15 protein-coding genes are annotated in these 17049 nt (G+C 61.1%); 6 read left to right on the top strand and 9 right to left on the bottom strand.

The features are described from left to right. The first annotated feature begins 81 nt into the window (after window positions 1–81). From KX729_RS17685 to KX729_RS17675, 3 genes are all read left to right on the top strand, one after another. Complete coding sequence (locus KX729_RS17685) at window positions 82–1263, top strand: GGDEF domain-containing protein (protein WP_219743813.1); 1182 nt, start codon at window positions 82–84, stop codon at window positions 1261–1263. 98 nt (window positions 1264–1361) lie between these two features. Beyond that, window positions 1362–2057, top strand: coding sequence for an orotate phosphoribosyltransferase (locus KX729_RS17680; RefSeq protein ID WP_219743812.1), 696 nt, complete (start codon window positions 1362–1364; stop codon window positions 2055–2057). A 63-nt stretch (window positions 2058–2120) separates the two neighbouring features. Beyond that, window positions 2121–3047, top strand: a complete 927-nt coding sequence (locus tag KX729_RS17675; RefSeq protein WP_219743811.1) for a carbohydrate kinase family protein — start codon at window positions 2121–2123, stop codon at window positions 3045–3047. A 3-nt stretch (window positions 3048–3050) separates the two neighbouring features. On the opposite strand, the gene KX729_RS17670 is transcribed toward KX729_RS17675, so the two are convergent. The 4 genes from KX729_RS17670 to KX729_RS17655 form a co-directional block, all read right to left on the bottom strand. Next, window positions 3051–3902: a class I SAM-dependent methyltransferase gene (locus tag KX729_RS17670; RefSeq protein WP_219743810.1), complete on the bottom strand. Its 852-nt coding sequence runs from the start codon at window positions 3900–3902 to the stop codon at window positions 3051–3053. Window positions 3903–3916: 14 nt separating this feature from the next. Continuing rightward, the gene (gene pgi, locus KX729_RS17665; RefSeq protein WP_219743809.1) at window positions 3917–5542 is read right to left on the bottom strand and encodes a glucose-6-phosphate isomerase; all 1626 of its coding nucleotides are present in this window, start codon (window positions 5540–5542) and stop codon (window positions 3917–3919) included. 88 nt (window positions 5543–5630) lie between these two features. Next, window positions 5631–6875 carry an alpha/beta hydrolase gene (locus KX729_RS17660; protein ID WP_246617681.1) on the bottom strand — a complete coding sequence of 415 codons (1245 nt, stop codon included), beginning with the start codon at window positions 6873–6875 and terminating at the stop codon, window positions 5631–5633. 142 nt (window positions 6876–7017) lie between these two features. After that, window positions 7018–8715, bottom strand: a complete 1698-nt coding sequence (locus tag KX729_RS17655; protein WP_219743807.1) for a long-chain fatty acid--CoA ligase — start codon at window positions 8713–8715, stop codon at window positions 7018–7020. A gap of 272 nt (window positions 8716–8987) precedes the next feature. Between KX729_RS17655 and KX729_RS17650 the strand changes: the two genes are divergently transcribed. After that, window positions 8988–9380 (top strand): PRC-barrel domain-containing protein, encoded by a 393-nt coding sequence (locus tag KX729_RS17650; RefSeq protein WP_219743806.1) that lies wholly within the window; start codon window positions 8988–8990, stop codon window positions 9378–9380. A gap of 106 nt (window positions 9381–9486) precedes the next feature. Further along, window positions 9487–10608: a hypothetical protein gene (locus tag KX729_RS17645; RefSeq protein WP_219743805.1), complete on the top strand. Its 1122-nt coding sequence runs from the start codon at window positions 9487–9489 to the stop codon at window positions 10606–10608. Between the two features lie 71 nt (window positions 10609–10679). Here the strand turns inward: KX729_RS17645 and nadE are convergent, their stop codons facing one another. From nadE to KX729_RS17620, 5 genes are all read right to left on the bottom strand, one after another. Next, window positions 10680–11678 (bottom strand): NAD(+) synthase, encoded by a 999-nt coding sequence (gene nadE / locus KX729_RS17640; RefSeq protein ID WP_219743804.1) that lies wholly within the window; start codon window positions 11676–11678, stop codon window positions 10680–10682. Further along, entirely contained in the window at window positions 11675–13249 is a 1575-nt protein-coding gene (locus KX729_RS17635; RefSeq protein WP_219743803.1) for a class I adenylate-forming enzyme family protein, read from the bottom strand. The genes nadE and KX729_RS17635 overlap by 4 nt, the downstream gene beginning before the upstream one ends. A gap of 22 nt (window positions 13250–13271) precedes the next feature. Next, the gene (locus KX729_RS17630; RefSeq protein ID WP_219743802.1) at window positions 13272–13529 is read right to left on the bottom strand and encodes an acyl carrier protein; all 258 of its coding nucleotides are present in this window, start codon (window positions 13527–13529) and stop codon (window positions 13272–13274) included. Between the two features lie 244 nt (window positions 13530–13773). Beyond that, complete coding sequence (locus tag KX729_RS17625) at window positions 13774–14607, bottom strand: GNAT family N-acetyltransferase (RefSeq protein ID WP_219743801.1); 834 nt, start codon at window positions 14605–14607, stop codon at window positions 13774–13776. 21 nt (window positions 14608–14628) lie between these two features. Beyond that, the gene (locus tag KX729_RS17620) at window positions 14629–15579 is read right to left on the bottom strand and encodes a D-2-hydroxyacid dehydrogenase (RefSeq protein WP_219743800.1); all 951 of its coding nucleotides are present in this window, start codon (window positions 15577–15579) and stop codon (window positions 14629–14631) included. A 127-nt stretch (window positions 15580–15706) separates the two neighbouring features. Here KX729_RS17620 and KX729_RS17615 point away from each other — a divergent pair, with 127 nt between their 5' ends. Further along, entirely contained in the window at window positions 15707–16819 is a 1113-nt protein-coding gene (locus KX729_RS17615) for an NAD(P)/FAD-dependent oxidoreductase (RefSeq protein ID WP_219743799.1), read from the top strand. Window positions 16820–17049: the final 230 nt, after the last annotated feature.

Here is a 17049-nt window from a genome sequence, read left to right as displayed (position 1 = left end):
CCGGTAACCTTTTGGAGAGAATCCGGGTTTAGCTTTGGCGCCAGAATTTTCCGCGGGTCCTGCCCGAAGAGAAAGCTTGGCATGATGCTTGACTATCATTCTCTTCTGCTGGCGCTCGGCGTTTCGGCGGCCTGCCTGATGGTGACGATGTTCGGCACCTGGTTTTCCCGTCGCACGGATTCCTTTCTTCTCACTCTCGTCGTTGCGCTCTGCCTGATCGTTTCCGGCATTTTCGCCTATAGTTCCTATACGGTCGAAACCGGCATCTTGCGCGTCTCCGTCGCCTATACCTTCCTGATGGCAGGCTTCAGCATGGCCTATGCGGCAGCGGTGCAATTCCGCAGCGGCGCCAAGCCCTGGGCGCTTGCCTCGATGCTGAGCGTCATCAATGCGGCGCTCGGCCTGCCTTTGTTGATAGCGGGATATGACGGCCTCGGCCTGATCGTTATGAATATTGCCACCACCGCGCTCCTGATGGGCACCGCCTGGCAATATTGGATGGCGCGACACGAGGCGCCCGGTCCGCTCTGCGGCATTGCCGCTCTCTATGCGTTGAGCGCCATATCGTTTGCGCTGTGTGCCGTGGTGCTGATTGACGGCCGTCAGTGGGTAATGGGCCATGCGCCGGACAATTGGGCCGAAAACCTCAATATCGGCGTCTGCATCGCCGGCATGACCGGTATCGGTTCGCTGTCGCTGGCGCTGCATCAATGGCGGCTGGCCGCCCATCATCGCCGCGAGGCGATCACGGATTCGCTGACCGGGCTTTTGAACCGTCGCGCCCTGTTCGAGAAATACGGCAACAGGCTGATCACGCCGTCCATGGCGGTGATCGTCTTCGATATCGACCGTTTCAAAACGATCAACGACCAGCATGGCCACGCCATGGGCGACCATGTTCTGCGCCTCTTCGCCGAGGATCTCAACAACGGCACGAATACCCGCCACGTCGTCGGGCGGCTGGGGGGCGAGGAATTCGCGATGATCCTCGACAATGCTTTGCCCGGTCGGGCCGAGCGCATCGCCAATGACATTGCCCGCCGCTTTGCCGCGCGCGAAATCGATGTCGGTGCCGATGCGCCCTTGCGCTGCACCGTCAGCGCCGGCGTTGCAATCGGCGTGATCGGCGGCCAGCCTTTCGATGCGGTGTTGAGCCTTGCCGACAATGCGCTTTACGAAGCCAAGCGCGCCGGGCGCGACCGCGTCGAAGTTGCGGGCTATCTGCGTTCCGTCGGGCTTGGCGAAACCCGCACCAGCGCCTGATCCATCCTTAATTTGAACTATCCGCGCCGTCTTATCTGGCGCCTCGCGCCGCATGCTGCTATTGCGGCGCGTGGTTTTGACAAGCGAGGATGGGCACGATGATACAGACCACATTTACAGATCGCGGCGTAATGGCAGAGCTGATGGCGAAGATGCTCTGGGAGATCGGAGCGGTCCATTTCAACGCCGAACAGCCCTATAAACTATCCTCCGGCATGATGAGCCCGGTCTATATCGATTGCCGCAAGCTGATCTCCTATCCGCGCATCCGCTCGGCGATCATGGATTTCGCAGCCGCCACCATTCTGCGGGACGCCGGCTTCGAGAAATTCGATTGCATCGCCGGCGGCGAGACGGCCGGTATCCCCTTCGCCGCTTTCCTCTCCGAACGCCTCGGCCTGCCGATGATCTACGTTCGAAAGAAGCCCAAGGGCCACGGTCGCAATTCCCAGATCGAAGGCCATATGCCGGAAGGCGCCCGCGTTCTGGTCATCGAAGACCTGACGACGGTCGGCGGTGGCATGTTCACCTTCATCGATGCGATCCGCGCGGCCGGTGGTGTCGTCGATCACGGCATGGCGCTGTTCTTCTACGACATGTATCCGCAGGTCGCCGAGCGCTTCTCGAACGGCAAGGTTCAGTTCCACTATCTCGCGACATGGCGCAATGTGCTCGCCGTGGCGCGCGAACAGAAACTGTTCGACGAACGGACCCTCTCCGAGGTCGAATCCTTCCTCGATGCGCCGCTCGCATGGTCCGGCCGCAATGGCGGCATTACTGAGCTTTCGCTCTAGTCAATTTACAAAAGCTCGCTTATTCCTGTGCATGAATGAGCGAGCTGCTCCCGGGAGGAATTCATGATTTTGTGCTGCGGCGAAGCCCTGATCGATATGTTACCGCGTGAGACTACGCTCGGCGAAAAGGGATTTGCACCCTATGCCGGCGGTGCGGTGTTCAATACGGCCATCGCGCTCGGCCGCCTCGGCCAGCCGACGGGCTTCTTCACCGGCATTTCCGACGACATGATGGGCGATGTACTGCGCGAGACGCTGGCGAAGAGCAATGTCGACTACAGCCTCGCCGCTGTCTCCTCCCGCCCGACGACGATTGCTTTCGTCAAACTCGTCAACGGTCAGGCGACCTATGCCTTCTACGACGAAGGCACGGCCGGCCGGATGATCACCGAGGCCGACCTGCCGGCGCTCGGCGACGATTGTGAAGCCATGCATTTCGGCGCGATCAGCCTCATCCCCGAACCCTGCGGCGGCACCTACGAGGCGCTGATGGTGCGTGAATACAAAAGCCGCGTCATCTCCTTCGACCCGAACATCCGCCCCGGCTTCATCAAGGATAAGGCCAAGCATATGGATCGCGTGCGCCGCATGGCCGCCATGTCCGATATCATCAAGTTCTCCGACGAGGATCTGGACTGGTTCGGCATGGAAGGCGACCACGACACGCTTGCCGCCCACTGGCTGAACGAAGGCGCCAAGCTCGTCGTCCTTACCCGCGGTGCCGATGGCGCGACCGGTTATACCAAAAACTTCAAGGTCTCGGTGCCGAGCGAGCGCGTGACTGTGGTCGATACGGTCGGTGCCGGCGACACGTTCGATGCCGGTATTCTTGCATCCTTCAAGATGCAGGACCTGCTGACCAAGGAAAAGATCGCCGCGCTGACCGAAGATCAGGTGAGCAAAGCGCTGGCGCTCGGTGCGAAGGCCGCTGCGGTTACGGTGTCTCGCGCGGGAGCCAACCCGCCGTTTGCGCATGAGATCGGGCTGTAAGCCTCAGTCTTCGGTTTTCGTGCTCGCATAGAGAATATGCGGGCCGGCACCACGATCCGGCCCTCCGGCCGGGACACCGAAATAACGTTCTGCCATGCGGGTGGGATCGAGATCTTCTACGTCGCGGAAACCCATCCTGATCAGCTCGTCCGATAGCTCTATCGGATCGAGCAGCGTGATCCACGGCTCGCCCGCCGCTGCCACCCTTGCGGCCATCGCTTCCGCATGCGCCCGTCTTTCCGGCGCATAATTCTCCAGCGGCTCCGAATAGTCGAAGACGATGCCGGTATCGGTCGAGCCTGCGACGAACCTCAGCAGCGAGAACACCGTCTGCCGCTCAAGATAGGGCGCGACGCCGAGCGATATATAAAGAGCGGGCTCGGCTTTGTTGAAGCCGCTGGCTGCAAGCTTTTCCGCCAGATCGTCCCGCTCGAAATCGACCGGCACGAAGCTCAGTTCGGAGGGGAGGGCGATATTCGACGCTGCGAGCCGTTCCCGTTTCCAGGTCTGCGTCGCCGGATGATCGACTTCGAAGACCTTGAGGCCGAGATCGCGATAGGGATTGCGCAGGCCGAACGTATCAAGCCCCGCACCGAGCACGACCACTTGCCGCAATCCGGCCTCGACCTCGTCGGCAATGCAATCATCCGCAAAACGGCTGCGGGCAGCAAGAAACAGGCGGAATGGCTTGCTGCCCGGTTCGCGAGCCTTTTCATCCGCTGCGGCCAGCGCTTCGGCATCGAGGATCAGCCGCGCGAACGGGTCCATGAAAACGGATGCATTGTCGATAAGCTGATGGGCGGCGCGGGAACCGGCCACCTGCTTTGCCGTGCGGCTCGGTTCTCTGCCATCCATGGCTTTGCTCCGGCTTACTTCTTCGCGGAGAGCAGCGCCTTCACGAGGCCCTGCGTCGAGCTATCGTGGCCGGCAGCGCTTTCCTTGCCTTCGACGACGGGAAGCAGGCCGGTCGCCAGTTCCTTGCCGAGCTCGACACCCCACTGGTCGAAGGAGTTGATGCGGAACAGCACGCCTTCGACAAAGACGCGATGTTCGTAAAGCGCCACGAGGCGACCGAAAGCAAACGGCGTCAGCTTGTCATGGATGAAGGTGATCGACGGGCGGTTGCCGGTGAAGACGCGGTGCGGCGCGATGAAATCGGCCTTCTTGTCGTCCATGCCCTTGTCGGTCAGCTGCTTCTTGGCTTCCTCGAAGCTACGGCCCTTCATCAGCGCTTCCGACTGGGCCAGAACGTTGGCGATCAGGAGGTCGTGCTGGTGGCGCAGTTCCGGTTCGAACCCGTTGGCGGCGATCATGAACTCGGCCGGGATGATGCTCGTGCCCTGGTGGATGAGCTGGTAGAAGGCATGCTGGCCATTGGTGCCGGGCTCACCCCAGACGACCGGGCCGGAATTGCCTTCGACCGGCGTGCCGTCGATCGTCACGCCCTTGCCGTTCGATTCCATGTCGAGCTGCTGCAGATAGGCCGGGAAGCGCAGAAGTCGCTGGTCATAGGGCAGGATGGCGCGGGTCGGGTAGCCTAAGACATTGCGATGATAGAAGCCGATCAGGCCGAGCAGCATCGGCAGGTTCTGACGCACTGGCGCAGTGCGGAAATGGTTGTCCATCGCATGAGCGCCGTCGAGGAAATGCCCGAAATTTTCAGGTCCGACGGCGAGCATCAGCGGCAGGCCGATTGCCGACCAGATCGAATAACGGCCGCCGACCCAGTCCCAGAAACCGAACACACGCTCTTCCTCGATGCCGAAGGCGGCGACCTTGTCGAGCGCGGTGGAAACGGCGCAGAAATGGTGCTTGACGGCCGCGTCGCCCAGCTTGTCGGCGATGAACTTGCGGGCGGAGGCCGCGTTTGTCATCGTTTCGATCGTTGTGAAGGTCTTCGACGCGATGATGAACAGCGTCGTCTCGGCATTGAGCAGCTTCAGCGTGTCGGCGATATGGGCGCCATCGACATTGGAAACAAAATGCGTGCGCGGGCCGTCATGAAATGGTGCAAGTGCCAGCGTTGCCATGACCGGGCCGAGGTCGGACCCGCCGATGCCGATATTGACGACGTCGGTGATCTTTTCGCCGGTCGCGCCCTTCAGTGCGCCGGAACGGATACCGTCGGCAAACTTGCCCATGGCGGCCAGCACGGCATTGACGTCCGGCATCACATCCTTGCCGTCAACCAGCACCGGCGTGTTGGTGCGGTTGCGAAGCGCGGTGTGCAGGACGGCGCGACCTTCGGTGAAGTTGATCGCAACGCCGGAGAACATTTCCTCCCGCTTGGCAGCGACGCCACCGGCTTCGGCGAGCTTCTCGAGCAGAGCCAGAACCTCGTCGTTCACGGCCGTTTTCGAATAGTCCATCAGCAGATCGTCGGTGTTTACGCTGAACTTTTCGAAACGCTGCGGATCGGCGGCAAAGGCCGCACGGATATCCGTGGCATTGGTCTTGGCGGCGGCAGCTTTCAGCTCTTGGACGATGGCCTGCATGGATGATTCCTCGATGCGTCAAATGGGATCGACGGGAACCTATTCCCTTTCCATGTCAAATCAAGCACGGCCCTTGAGGACAATGCGTTTATTGCCCGGTGGCCGATTGGACCGTATTGCCGATCGAATTGCCGAACCGGTCGACCTGGTCGTTATAGTTACGCCGTGTATTGGGGTCGAAGATAGCGATCGGCGTGCTGACGGCGACGCTTGCCGCACTGCCGACGGTCTGGGCCGTGCCGAGTGCGACGGCGCCGAGCCGTTCGCCCAGACCCACATCGCTATCGGTTACCGCCTGACCCGCTATCAGTCGGTTGCCGATCAGTTTCACCACTTCCGGGCTTTCGGCGAACTTGCCATGGTTCAGGCTGTCGCCACCCTTGAGTTTGGTGAGATCGAGCACCACGATGCCGGCCTTTTCGAATTCGGTTCGGTAGGGCTCGATGGTCGGGTCCACTTGGCCGAGCCTGTCGATATTGCCGGAAATGCGGCGCGACAGGCTGAGCGCCCGGTCGTCCTGCGAAACGAATAAAGTGAAATGCGGCTTCTTGGCCCCGAGCTCCGCAAGCTGCCGGCCAAAGACATCGACATCGAGATCCGGCGAGGCAAGAATGACATTGGTGATCTTCGGCGCCACACGCCCGTCGCGGATCGCCATCTGCCGCAGCGCCTCGACCGTCAGCCAGCTTCCCATGGAATGCGCCATGACGGTGATCTCGCCGACATTCGGGGCCGTGGCCAGCCGCCGCAACATCATTTCCAGCGCATCGCGGGAATAGTTGGTACTTTCCTTGTCGTAGTTATAGGCAAAGATGCTGCCGCGCGACGGCCAGGTGAACAGGACCGGCGCGACATCCGTGCCGGAATCATGGACGATCTGCGCAAACCTATAGACCGCATCCTCGTAGCGATTGTTGAACCCGTGGACGAAGACCATGACGCGCCGGCTTTTCGGCAGGTTGGCGGCGAGCCAACTGCGGGCGCTTTCCGGCTTCAGCGGTGTGACGGAAACGGTCGCGAATTCCTTGGCCGGATTGGCCGGCAATTTCGACGGCCATTGCACCTGACCGACTTCGCGGGTTTTGTCCGGCGGAATGGAAACGGCAATCTCGGTAACCTGCGGTTCCTTGCCTCGCTCGCCGGAAAACAGCACGCCAGGTGTGTCGCTCGGCCGCCGTGTCGTGGCGACCAGCACATCGACCTTCGAGGCGCCGGCAGCCTGGGTTGCAGTCGGAATGAGCACACCTTCTGGCCTGCCGGCGCAACCGGCAAGCAGCACGGCCACGACAAGCGCGGTTATCAGACGTGACGAAAATCCGGCGCGGTTTTCCAAGCGAACTCCAACAAATCCTGCCCGGCCCATCCCCGTAGGAATGGCTAATCAAGGATCGCCGCGAGGTCCATCACCGCGCCGAGGTTTTCGACGAATGGTGGCACGCTTGGTTACCGCCTGTCGCTCGCTTGCAACGCTGGAACTATCCACGCAGTTCACGCCGCAGGATTTTCCCGACATTCGACTTCGGCAATTCGCTGCGGAACTCAATGAAACGCGGCCGTTTGTAATTGGTGAGATTGGCGGCGCAATGGGCCTTCAGGTCCGCTTCCGTCAGGTTCGGGTCCTTCTTGACCACATAGAGCTTCACCGCCTCGCCGGAATGTTCGTCCGAAACGCCGATCGCCGCGCATTCCAGGACGCCCGGATGCATGGCCGCCACTTCTTCCACCTCGTTTGGATAGACGTTGAAGCCGGAGACGAGGATCATGTCCTTCTTGCGGTCGACGATCTTGGTGTAACCGCGGTCGTCCATATAGCCCATGTCGCCGGTACGGAAATAATTGTCCGCCGTCATCACCTTGGCGGTCTCGTCCGGGCGGTTCCAGTAACCGGCCATGACCTGCGGGCCGCGAATGCAGATTTCACCGACAAGGCCGAGCTCGACCTCCTGGCCGTCATCGTCGCGGATCGAGATTTCGGTCGACGAGATCGGCAAGCCGATCATGCCGGTAAAGTCCGTCTTGTCGAGCCGGTTGGCCGTGGCGACGGGCGAGGTTTCCGACAGGCCGTAACCCTCGGTGATCGGGCAGCCGGTCATCTTCATCCAGCGTTCCGCCACCGGCCGCTGCACCGCCATGCCACCGCCGAAGACGAGGATGAGCGAAGACTGGTCGAGTTTCTGGAACTCGGCATTGTTCATCAGCGCGTTGAACAGCGTATTGAGGCCCGGGAAGACGTGGATCTTGTACTTCTGCAGCTCCTTGACGAAGGCCGGGATGTCGCGCGGGTTGGCGATCAGGATATTGTGGCCGCCGGTGGCGATGCCCATCAGCGAATTCACCGTCAGCGCGAAGATGTGGTAGAGCGGCAGCGCGCACAGGAACTGGATCTGCTCCGGGCGCGGCTTGTTCAGGAAAGCCGTATCCAGCCAGAAGCCCATCTGCTCCTTGTTGGCCAGCAGGTTGGCGTGGGTCAGGATCGCTCCCTTGGAAACGCCGGTCGTGCCGCCGGTATATTGCAGGAAGGCGATGTCCGGGCCGGAAACCTCGACGGGTTTCATGGCCTTGGCCGCGCCCTCGGCCAGAACCTGCTTAAAGCTTTTTGCCGAAGGCAAAGACCATTCCGGCACCAGCTTCTTCACCCGGCGCACGACGAGATTGACGATATGACCCTTGAGGCCGAGCATGTCGCCCATGGTCGCGACGACCACATGCTTGACGTCTGTGTTCGGCAGTGCCTGCTGCACCGTATGGGCAAAATTCTCCAGCGTGAACAGCGCTTTGGCGCCGGCATCCTTCAGCTGATGCTGCAGTTCGCGGGGCGTATAGAGCGGGTTGACGTTCACCACCACGAGGCCGATGCGCAGGATGCCGTAAACAATGACGGGGTTCTGCAGGATGTTTGGCAGCATGACCGCAACGCGGTCACCCTTGACGAGGCCCTGCGCCTGCAGCCAGGCGGCAATCTTGCGGCTTTCGGCTTCGAGCTGCCGGAAGGTCAGCGATTTGCCCATGCTGGAGAAAGCCGGCCGGTCGGCATAAAGCGCGCAGCTTTCCTCGAAGAGCTCGCCGAGCGACCTGTGCTTCAGCGGCGGGATCTCCGCCGGCACGGTGGGCGGATAAGAGGCGAGCCATGTCCTGCCGGGATGGGCCTCGGTGCGGGCGGTGACTTCGTTCATGCTGACCTCCTCGTTCGTTCTTCTTGTTATCTCACGCCTTCCCAAGCGCGCCAGCGGCAAAGTCCTCCACTTTGCCGCGAGAAACAGATTATGCCACGACGTGATGGCTTCAAGCCAGAGGCATGATGTGACAGCTAAATAACTTTGACGTAAACGTCAATGTTGTGTGATTGCCGACAAAGGCTCGGCTAAAGCGGAATTCTCGGAACCTCCGCTGCGGGCACACGTTCTCCTGCTGTGACAATAAATCAAGAAAAACATGGAGGTGCATCATGCTGCATCAGGAAACACGAGCTGGCCAGAACCCTTACGTCAAGGACACCCCGTCGCTGATCGCCAGCGACAAGGTGGAAGGCACCAAGGTCTATGGCGCAGACGGCAAGCATATTGGCTCCATCGCTCGCGTGCTTCTCGAAAAGCGCGGCGGCCGCGTCGGTTATGCGGTCTTGAGCTTCGGTGGCTTTTTTGGCATCGGCGACGACTATTATCCGCTGCCGTGGGAAAAGCTCCACTATGACGAACAGCTCGACGGCTACCGCATCGACCTGACCAAGGACCAGATCACCGGCGCCCCGCGCTACAAGGATCTCGACGACGATACCTGGTATAACGACAAGGGCCGGACGATCTACGATTATTACGGCGTTCCGCCGTATTGGATGTAACGTCTACAGCCGGAAAATCCCATTCAAGGCCCCGCATTTCGCGGGGCCTTTTCGTTTATTTTAATTCTCCTCATGCAAGTTCCAGCTCAACAGCAGGAGATTGCCCATGACAGGCAAAATTGGGACGGGCAAAACCGAAGCGGCAACGGTCCGCGATTTCGAGCGGAATGATATCGAAGCCGTGGCGCGGCTTTTCCAGAAAACCTTTCGCGGCTCGAAAACCCAGTCTCCGGCGCTAATGGCGCATCTGGCGGATGTATTCTTCGATCATCCTTGGAACGAGCCGGATATCCGATCCAAGGTCTTCGTCGAAGCAAATGGCGCGATCACCGGTTTTGTCGGCATATTTTCCTCCCGGCTGGAACTTGAAGGCCGCCCGCTCAGGGCAGCCTTTGCCAGTTCGCTGATGGTGGAAAACCCGAAGGAAAATCCGCTGGCCGGCGCGCGGCTGGTACGTGCCTTCCTGAACGGCCCGCAGGATATTTCCCTGACGGAGACCGCCAACCAGACGGCGATGAACCTTTTGCAGAAGTCCGGCAATCCGCTCGATCCGGCTTACAGCCTGAATTGGTTGCGCGTGTTGCGGCCGGCTTCGACCGCGGTCCAGTTGGCCGAGCGACGCGTCGGCGCCGCGCGCATTCTCCGCCCCTTCGGCCGGGTTGCCGATCGTCTGATGTATTTCGGTCGAAAAGTGCCGTTCAGCTCCGGAGAGAACAGCAAGATCAAATTCAAAGACGTCACGCCGGATGTTTTCGGCAATGCGCTTCTTTCTCTGAAAGACCTATACCCACTTCGGCCTCGTTGGGACGAAGCAAGCATTCGCTGGTTTATCGAACAGGCCGAACAGAAGCGCAATTTCGGTTATCCGGAATGGCGGGTGGGTTATTCCGCCGATAATCGCCCACTTGCGGCTTACGCCTATTTCACCAACCCCGGCGGTATCGGCTGGGTTCTGCAGGCGCTGTCGACACCCGCCCTGACCGGCGATCTCGTTGATGATCTTTTCGCCCATGCCTACGAGATGGGAACGGCAGCGCTCCGCGGCGCAGCTCATCCATGGCTCATCCCCGCGCTGATGACACGGCGCAGCTTCTTCCACAGCCGCTCGTTTTATGTCGCGGCTGCGCGTGACAAGAGCCTACTGGAGCCGATACGCTCAGGTCAGGCGCTGGTCAGCGGCATTGCCGGCGAGGGCTGGATGCGGCTGATCGGGGATCGTTTCGATTGAAATGCAAAACCCTTCAGGCCGGTTCTGACCTGAAGGGTGAGATTTCCGAATAAATGTCTGGGATCAGCGGCTCATCTCAGCATCGTCAGCGGCTGCGCATGCAGATAGTCCGCCACCTTTCGCTTCGAGGCGATATTGCGCCACACGGCATCGACCTGATCCGGCGTCAGCGAAACCGCTTCCGCGACCTCTTCCCGAGCAATCCCGTTATCCAGTCCGTAAAGGCATAGATCCATCCGGCCATAGGGCAGCGAGAAATAATACTCGTCCTGGCCCTGCGGCAGCGACCACGTATCGGTGGTCGGCGGGCGGCTGCGAATCTCGGCGGGCACGCCGAGCGCTTCAGCCAGCTGGTAGACCTGGCTCTTGTAGAGATGCGCAATCGGCTTGAAATCGGCTGCACCGTCGCCATTCTTGACGAAAAAGCCCTGGTCGTATTCCAGCCTGTTCGGCGTGCCGGCAACGGCGAAATTCAGCCGGTCGGCATGGTAATATTCGATCTGCTTGCGGGTGCGCTGCTTCATGTTGGCGGCGGCGATCATGCCGAGGTAGACATCGAGCGGCATGCGGTGGCGGCTCTGTTCTCCGGCCGGATTGGCGACGACCAGCCAGGAGATGTTGTAGCCGCGGCCGGTCAGCGCATCTTCCAGCACCACCTTGCAACCCCAGCCCTCACCGAATTCCGGCACAACCTGACGGATGAAGCCGTCACGACGCGTATAGCAGCCGGCTGCGGCAAGCGACGGGCCGATATCCTCCAGCACCGTCTCGACGACCACGGCTTCCGCCAGCGCCTTGCCGAGCCGCAGGCTTTCCGGGTCGGAATCGTGCTCCGGCATGAAGATGCCGGTGACCTTGCCCTGGCCGAGCGCGCGCGCCGCAAGCGCCGCCGTGACGCTGGAATCGATGCCGCCGGACAGTCCGAGCACCGCACCGCGTTTGCGCAGGTCCTTAGCCACCACTTGGCGGATCCAGTCGCAGATGCGCTCGATCTCGGCCTGCGCATCGAGCTTCAGCGTTTCGGCGGAAAACCGCTCGGTTAGGGGAAGGCGCTGCGCAGTCTGGATCATGCTACGTTTCCTTGTATCACTTCGTTCTTTTGTTCGATCGGAGCCTGTTCGGCCTGCTGTTCCGCGCCAAGGCGGATTTTGCCCGTCACCGTACGCGGCAGCGCCGTCATGAACTCCACGCCCTTCGGCACCATGTAGTCTTCCAGCAGCCCGGCGCAGTGGCGGATGATCTCACGCTCGGTGAGCGTCACGCCCTCTTCCAGCACCACATAGGCCCGCACGACCTGGCCGAAGACGGCGTCTTCGACCCCGCCGACCGCTGCTTCCTTGATGCCGGGCAGCGCGTAGATCGCCCGCTCGACTTCCTGCGGACTAACCTTCTCGCCGCGCGTCTTGATGATGTCGTCGCGCCGGCTAATGAAATAGAGGAAACCGTCCTCATCGGCGCGGAACAGGTCGCCGGTATTGAGGCGGCGAGGCCCAAGCGCCGGTGACAGTGTCCGTGCTGTCGAAAGCTGGTCGTCCCAGTAGCCGCGCATCACATGCGGGCCTTCGATGACGAGTTCGCCGATCACGCCGGGCGGAACGGGTTCGCCATTGTCATCGACCACGAAAGCCCGCGTGCCGGGAATGGCGTGGCCAGCGGAAAGCGGACGGCGCATCGCTTCTTCCGGCGAAAGGTAAGTGGCGCGGATGCATTCGGTCTGGCCGTACATGATGAAAAGCTGCGTATCCGGCAGCAGATGCTGCAGCCGCTCGGTAAAGGCAGGCGGGAGGGCCGCGGCCGCGCTGGTAATATAACGCAGCGACGGCAGAAAACCCGGCGCCAGATCCTTCATGCCGGTGATCAGTGCCGCCATCGGCGGGACGAGCGGGAAGCCCGTCGCCTTCTCCTCGGCTAGCCGCTCGATGATCTTGCGCGGGAAAGCAAAGCTTTTTTCCAGCACCAGCGTGCCGCCGGCCATCACCATGGTGACGACCTGGGTGATGCCGTAACCGAAGGACAGCGGCAGGACGCTGAGCACGGTGTCATCGGGCGTATTGCCGAGATAGGAAACGATCGCCTCGCAGGCAGCGGTCACATTCGCATGGGTCAGCATCACGCCCTTGGGGCGCCCGGTGGAACCGGATGTGTGGATGACCAGCGCCAGACCTTCTTCGTCCAGCGGCGCGGGCGGCAATTCGTCGGCCTGTGCGGCAATCAGGTCCTCGAAACGAAGGGCAGTGCCCAGATCGTCGCCAGCCTGGATGACGACCAGCAGCGGCTTCAGCCTGGCAGTCGCAAGCGCCGCCTCGACGGTGGTGCGCATCCGCGGATGCGTGATGATCACCGCAGCTTCGATACTGCTCATGATGCCCGCAAGTTTATCTGACTTGATGGACGGATGAACGGGACAAGCGGTGGCGCCGAGTTTCCAGGTGCCGAAAAAGCCGATCACCGCCTCATGGCCGTTGTCGAGCACCATCAGCACCCGGTCGCCGGCAACCACGCCGGCGCGGGCAAGCGAGGAAGCCAGCCGGGTCGCCGATGCATCGAGCTCGGCATAGGTCAGCCGCATATCGCCGGCGACCAGCGCGGTCTTCGGACCGAACCGTAAAACAGCTTCGCTCAGCCTTGCTTCGAGGCGCATCGGTCCGGCTCCTCTCGCCTGATCAGGCGGCCATGGGAACCTTGGAAGCGAGATAGCGCGTCATGTTGTCGATGCTGTCGAGATTTTCCGGGATGATCTCGTTATCGGCAACGGTAATGCCGTAGGTCTGTTCGAGAAACGCGATCAGCTCAAGCACGCCGGTGGAATCCATCACACCGGTTTCCAAGAGCGACTGGCTGTTGGAGACCTCGACATCGGCGCGAAACAGGAAGTTTTCTGCAATAAACTCGCGCACAGTGCTTTCGAAACGTTCAGTCATCGAACCGTCCTCTATAAAAAGCTTGTCCGCGCTTCATGCGGTCTTTGGGCAGACCGAAGACATGCGCGGAACGACTATCCGCATCCTTGCCGAGAACCCTAAATCTTTCGCTAAGCCACTAATTTAGATTTTAATCATTCCCGATTTTGCATGGCATCGACTGTGCCGGTCGTTGTTTTTCAAGCAGAAAAATGGCCGGTCTGAAGTCAAGCTGCGCCATCAATACTAGGGGCACTGCGATATTTTATCGAAAAGTGAAAACCATTTCCGATTGCGTGATCTTTTCCTTGCGCCAGTCGAGGCGCCGCATGAAACGATCAAGCAATCCCGCCGGCACGTTTGCGACAAAGAACAGCTTCTGCCCGGGGTACCGCGCCGCAAGACCATCCGCCATCGCACGGCCCAGCCCCTTGCGGCGATGGGCCGGATCGACGGCAAGGCTGAAAAGGCGCACGCCCTTGCCGGTATCGTCAAGGATGGCGACGGCCTTGCCATCGATCGCAAAACCCTTGAGCGTCGGGCCGACGCGCTCAAAGCTTCGCGGATCGGTCTGCCAGGATAGGCCGGTGTCGGAGAAAACCCGGGCCATTCTTGCCGCTTCGGCCAGATCGCATTCGGGCGGAGGCGCCACATACGGCACAGGCCGCTTGCGACTGCGGCCGAAACCGACCAGCTTCTTGCTGATCTCGAATCCGAGCGACAGATAGAGATCGCGTGCCCGGATATTGGAGTTGATCACTTCGAGGATCAGCTTTTCATCGCCGCGTGCCCGGGCCTTTTCGATCGTCTCCAGCATGACGCTTCGTCCGAAACCCTGGCCGCGTATCGTCGGGCCGACGCCGATGGCGCCGATGCGGGTCGTTGCACCGCGCCGGTTGATCATCAGGATGCCGGCCGGCTTATCGCCGTCGAAAAAGACGAGGCTTTCGTCGAGATCGACATGGTCACGCTCGATTCGAAGCTCGATCGAGTGCGGCGTCACGTTCATCGGCATGACATAGCCGGAAAAGCCCTCGGTAAAACCGGCGGCGGCATCTTCCAGGCTGCATTCGGACAGTCTGCGGCGCAGGACGGTCATCGGAAATCCCCGGATCGGCGGTCAGAGCACGTTGGTGGGTGCGCCCTTCTGGAAATTCTCGACATGGCTGATGACCTGCGCCCAGAGCGTCTGCATCGCCTCGTCGCTGGCCCAGGCCACATGCGGCGTGACGATGACGTTTGGCCGTTCCAGAATGGTCAGCAGCGGGTTATCCGGTGCCGGCGGTTCCTTGGTCAGCACGTCGAAACCGGCGCCGCCGATCAGGCCTTCGTCGAGCGCCGTTACGAGATCGGCCTCGTTCACCAGACCGCCACGTGCCGTGTTGATGATCAGCGGATGCCGCTTCATCTTCTGGAATTCAGCCAAGCTGATCATGTCGCGCGTCGCCGGCGTTAGCGGCATGTGGAAGGTGATGATGTCGGAGGTTTCCAGAACCTCGTCGAAGGACGTGTAGCCGGGCTCGACCTTGTCAGCGCCCTTGCGGGCCGCAAAGATCACCTTCATGCCGAAGGCTTCGGCGATCTTCGCTACCGACTTGCCGAGCGTGCCGCGGCCGAAAATGCCGAGCGTCGAACCGGCGAGATCCTTGATCGGATGGTTGAAGAAGCAGAACTGGTTGGCCCGCTGCCATTCGCCGCCGATGACATCCTGACGGAAGCCGACGATGGAACGACGCAGCGCGAAGATCAGCGCAAATGTGTGTTCCGGTACGGTGTTGACCGCATAACCGCGTACGTTGGACACGGTGATACCGCGCTCTTTGGCGAAGGCGAGATCAATCACGTCATAGCCGGTGGCGGCCACCGTAATCATCTTCAGCTTCGGTGCATCTGATATTGAGGCTTCGCGCACCGGCGCCTTGTTGGTGATGACGATATCGGCATCGGCGATGCGCGCGGCGACCTCTTCCGCCGGCGTCTTGCCGTATTCCACCCATTCATGCGCAAAGGCCGGCTTTGTGATCGTCACCGAGGGGCCGATCGTGTCGCGGTCGAGAAGCACCACCTTCATCGCGAAAATTCCTGCATGATTCAAATTCCTCCCAAACCGAATCCGTCCCGGCCGAAGTGCTGGCCGCCATGGTTTTCTCGTATATCATCCCGCCTGCGATCCGGAAGGCAAAAACGCGGGGAATGGAATGACGGAAGTGCTGCAGCTCGATTGCGTCGTGATCGGCGGCGGCGTGGTGGGACTGGCGATCGCGCGCGAACTGGCGATGGCGGGCCGCGAGGTCGTGTTGCTCGAAGGCGAAGCGATGACCGGCAGCATCACCTCGTCCCGCAACAGCGAGGTCATCCATGCGGGTCTCTACTACCCAACCGGCAGCCTGAAGGCAGAGCTCTGTGTCGCCGGCAAGCACAAGCTTTATGACTATTGCCGCGAGCGGCACATTCCGCACAGGCGCTGCGGCAAGCTGGTCGTGGCGTCGAACGAGGCGGAAGTCGCCTATCTCGAAAAGCTGCTGAAACAGGCCGAAGCGAACGGCGTCGATGATTGCCGTCTGATCGACGGCGTCGAGCTCGCCCGGTTGGAACCGCGGATCAGAGGTTTTGCCGCGCTCGTTTCTCCCTCGACGGGCATCATCGACAGCCATGGCCTGATGGAGGCTTATATCGCCGATATCGAGAGCCGCGGTGGCGCAATCGCCCTGAATTCGCCGGTTCTGTCGGGCGAATTGCTGAATGACACGGTGCGGCTTTCGGTCGGTGGGCGTGACCCGGTCGAGATCGAAGCGAAGCTGGTGGTGAATGCTGCAGGGTTGAATGCGTGGGCGGTTTCCGAATCCGTTGCGGGCCTAGACCGCGCCACCATCCCCGCCCGGCATTATGCCAAGGGCTGCTATTTCTCGCTCGCTTCCCGCGCTCCGGCGGAACGGTTGATCTACCCCGTGCCGGAACCGGGCGGCCTCGGCGTCCATCTGACGCTCGACCTCGCCGGCCAGGCGCGCTTCGGTCCGGATGTCGAATGGGTGGAAACGATCGACTACGACGTCGATCCGCGCCGGGCGGACAAGTTTTATGCCGCGATCCGTCGGTATTGGCCGGATCTGCCGGACGGAGCGCTGCAGCCGGCTTACGCAGGGATGCGGCCGAAAGTGGCGGGTCCTGATGCCGGCGGGGGAGGGGATTTCGTCATTCAGGGGCCGGAGGTAACAGGGCATCCGGGTTATGTGGCGCTCTATGGGATCGAGAGCCCAGGGCTGACGGCGTCGATGGCAATTGCACACAGGGTGCGGGGGTTGGTTTTGTAGCTTCGGCAGTGCCGCAAGCTCCCATCTTCCCCCCTTGCGGGGAAGATGTCAGCGGAGCTGACAGATGGGGGTGGTGCCACGAACCCGACGGTAGAATGCGCTGAACCACCCCCCTCTGTCGCCGCCGGCGACATCTCCCCCGCAAGGGGGGAGAAAGGAGAGTGCCGCAACGCTGCCGTTTCCCCTCTCCCCTTAGGGGGCGAAGGACGGAACGGGCAAGCGACCCGTCC

The sequence above is a fragment of the Neorhizobium populisoli genome, from assembly GCF_019430945.1.
In the GTDB taxonomy this organism is placed as follows: domain Bacteria; phylum Pseudomonadota; class Alphaproteobacteria; order Rhizobiales; family Rhizobiaceae; genus Neorhizobium; species Neorhizobium populisoli.
Note: the sequence above shows the minus strand (reverse complement) of the source record. Positions and strands in the feature narration are given on the sequence as shown.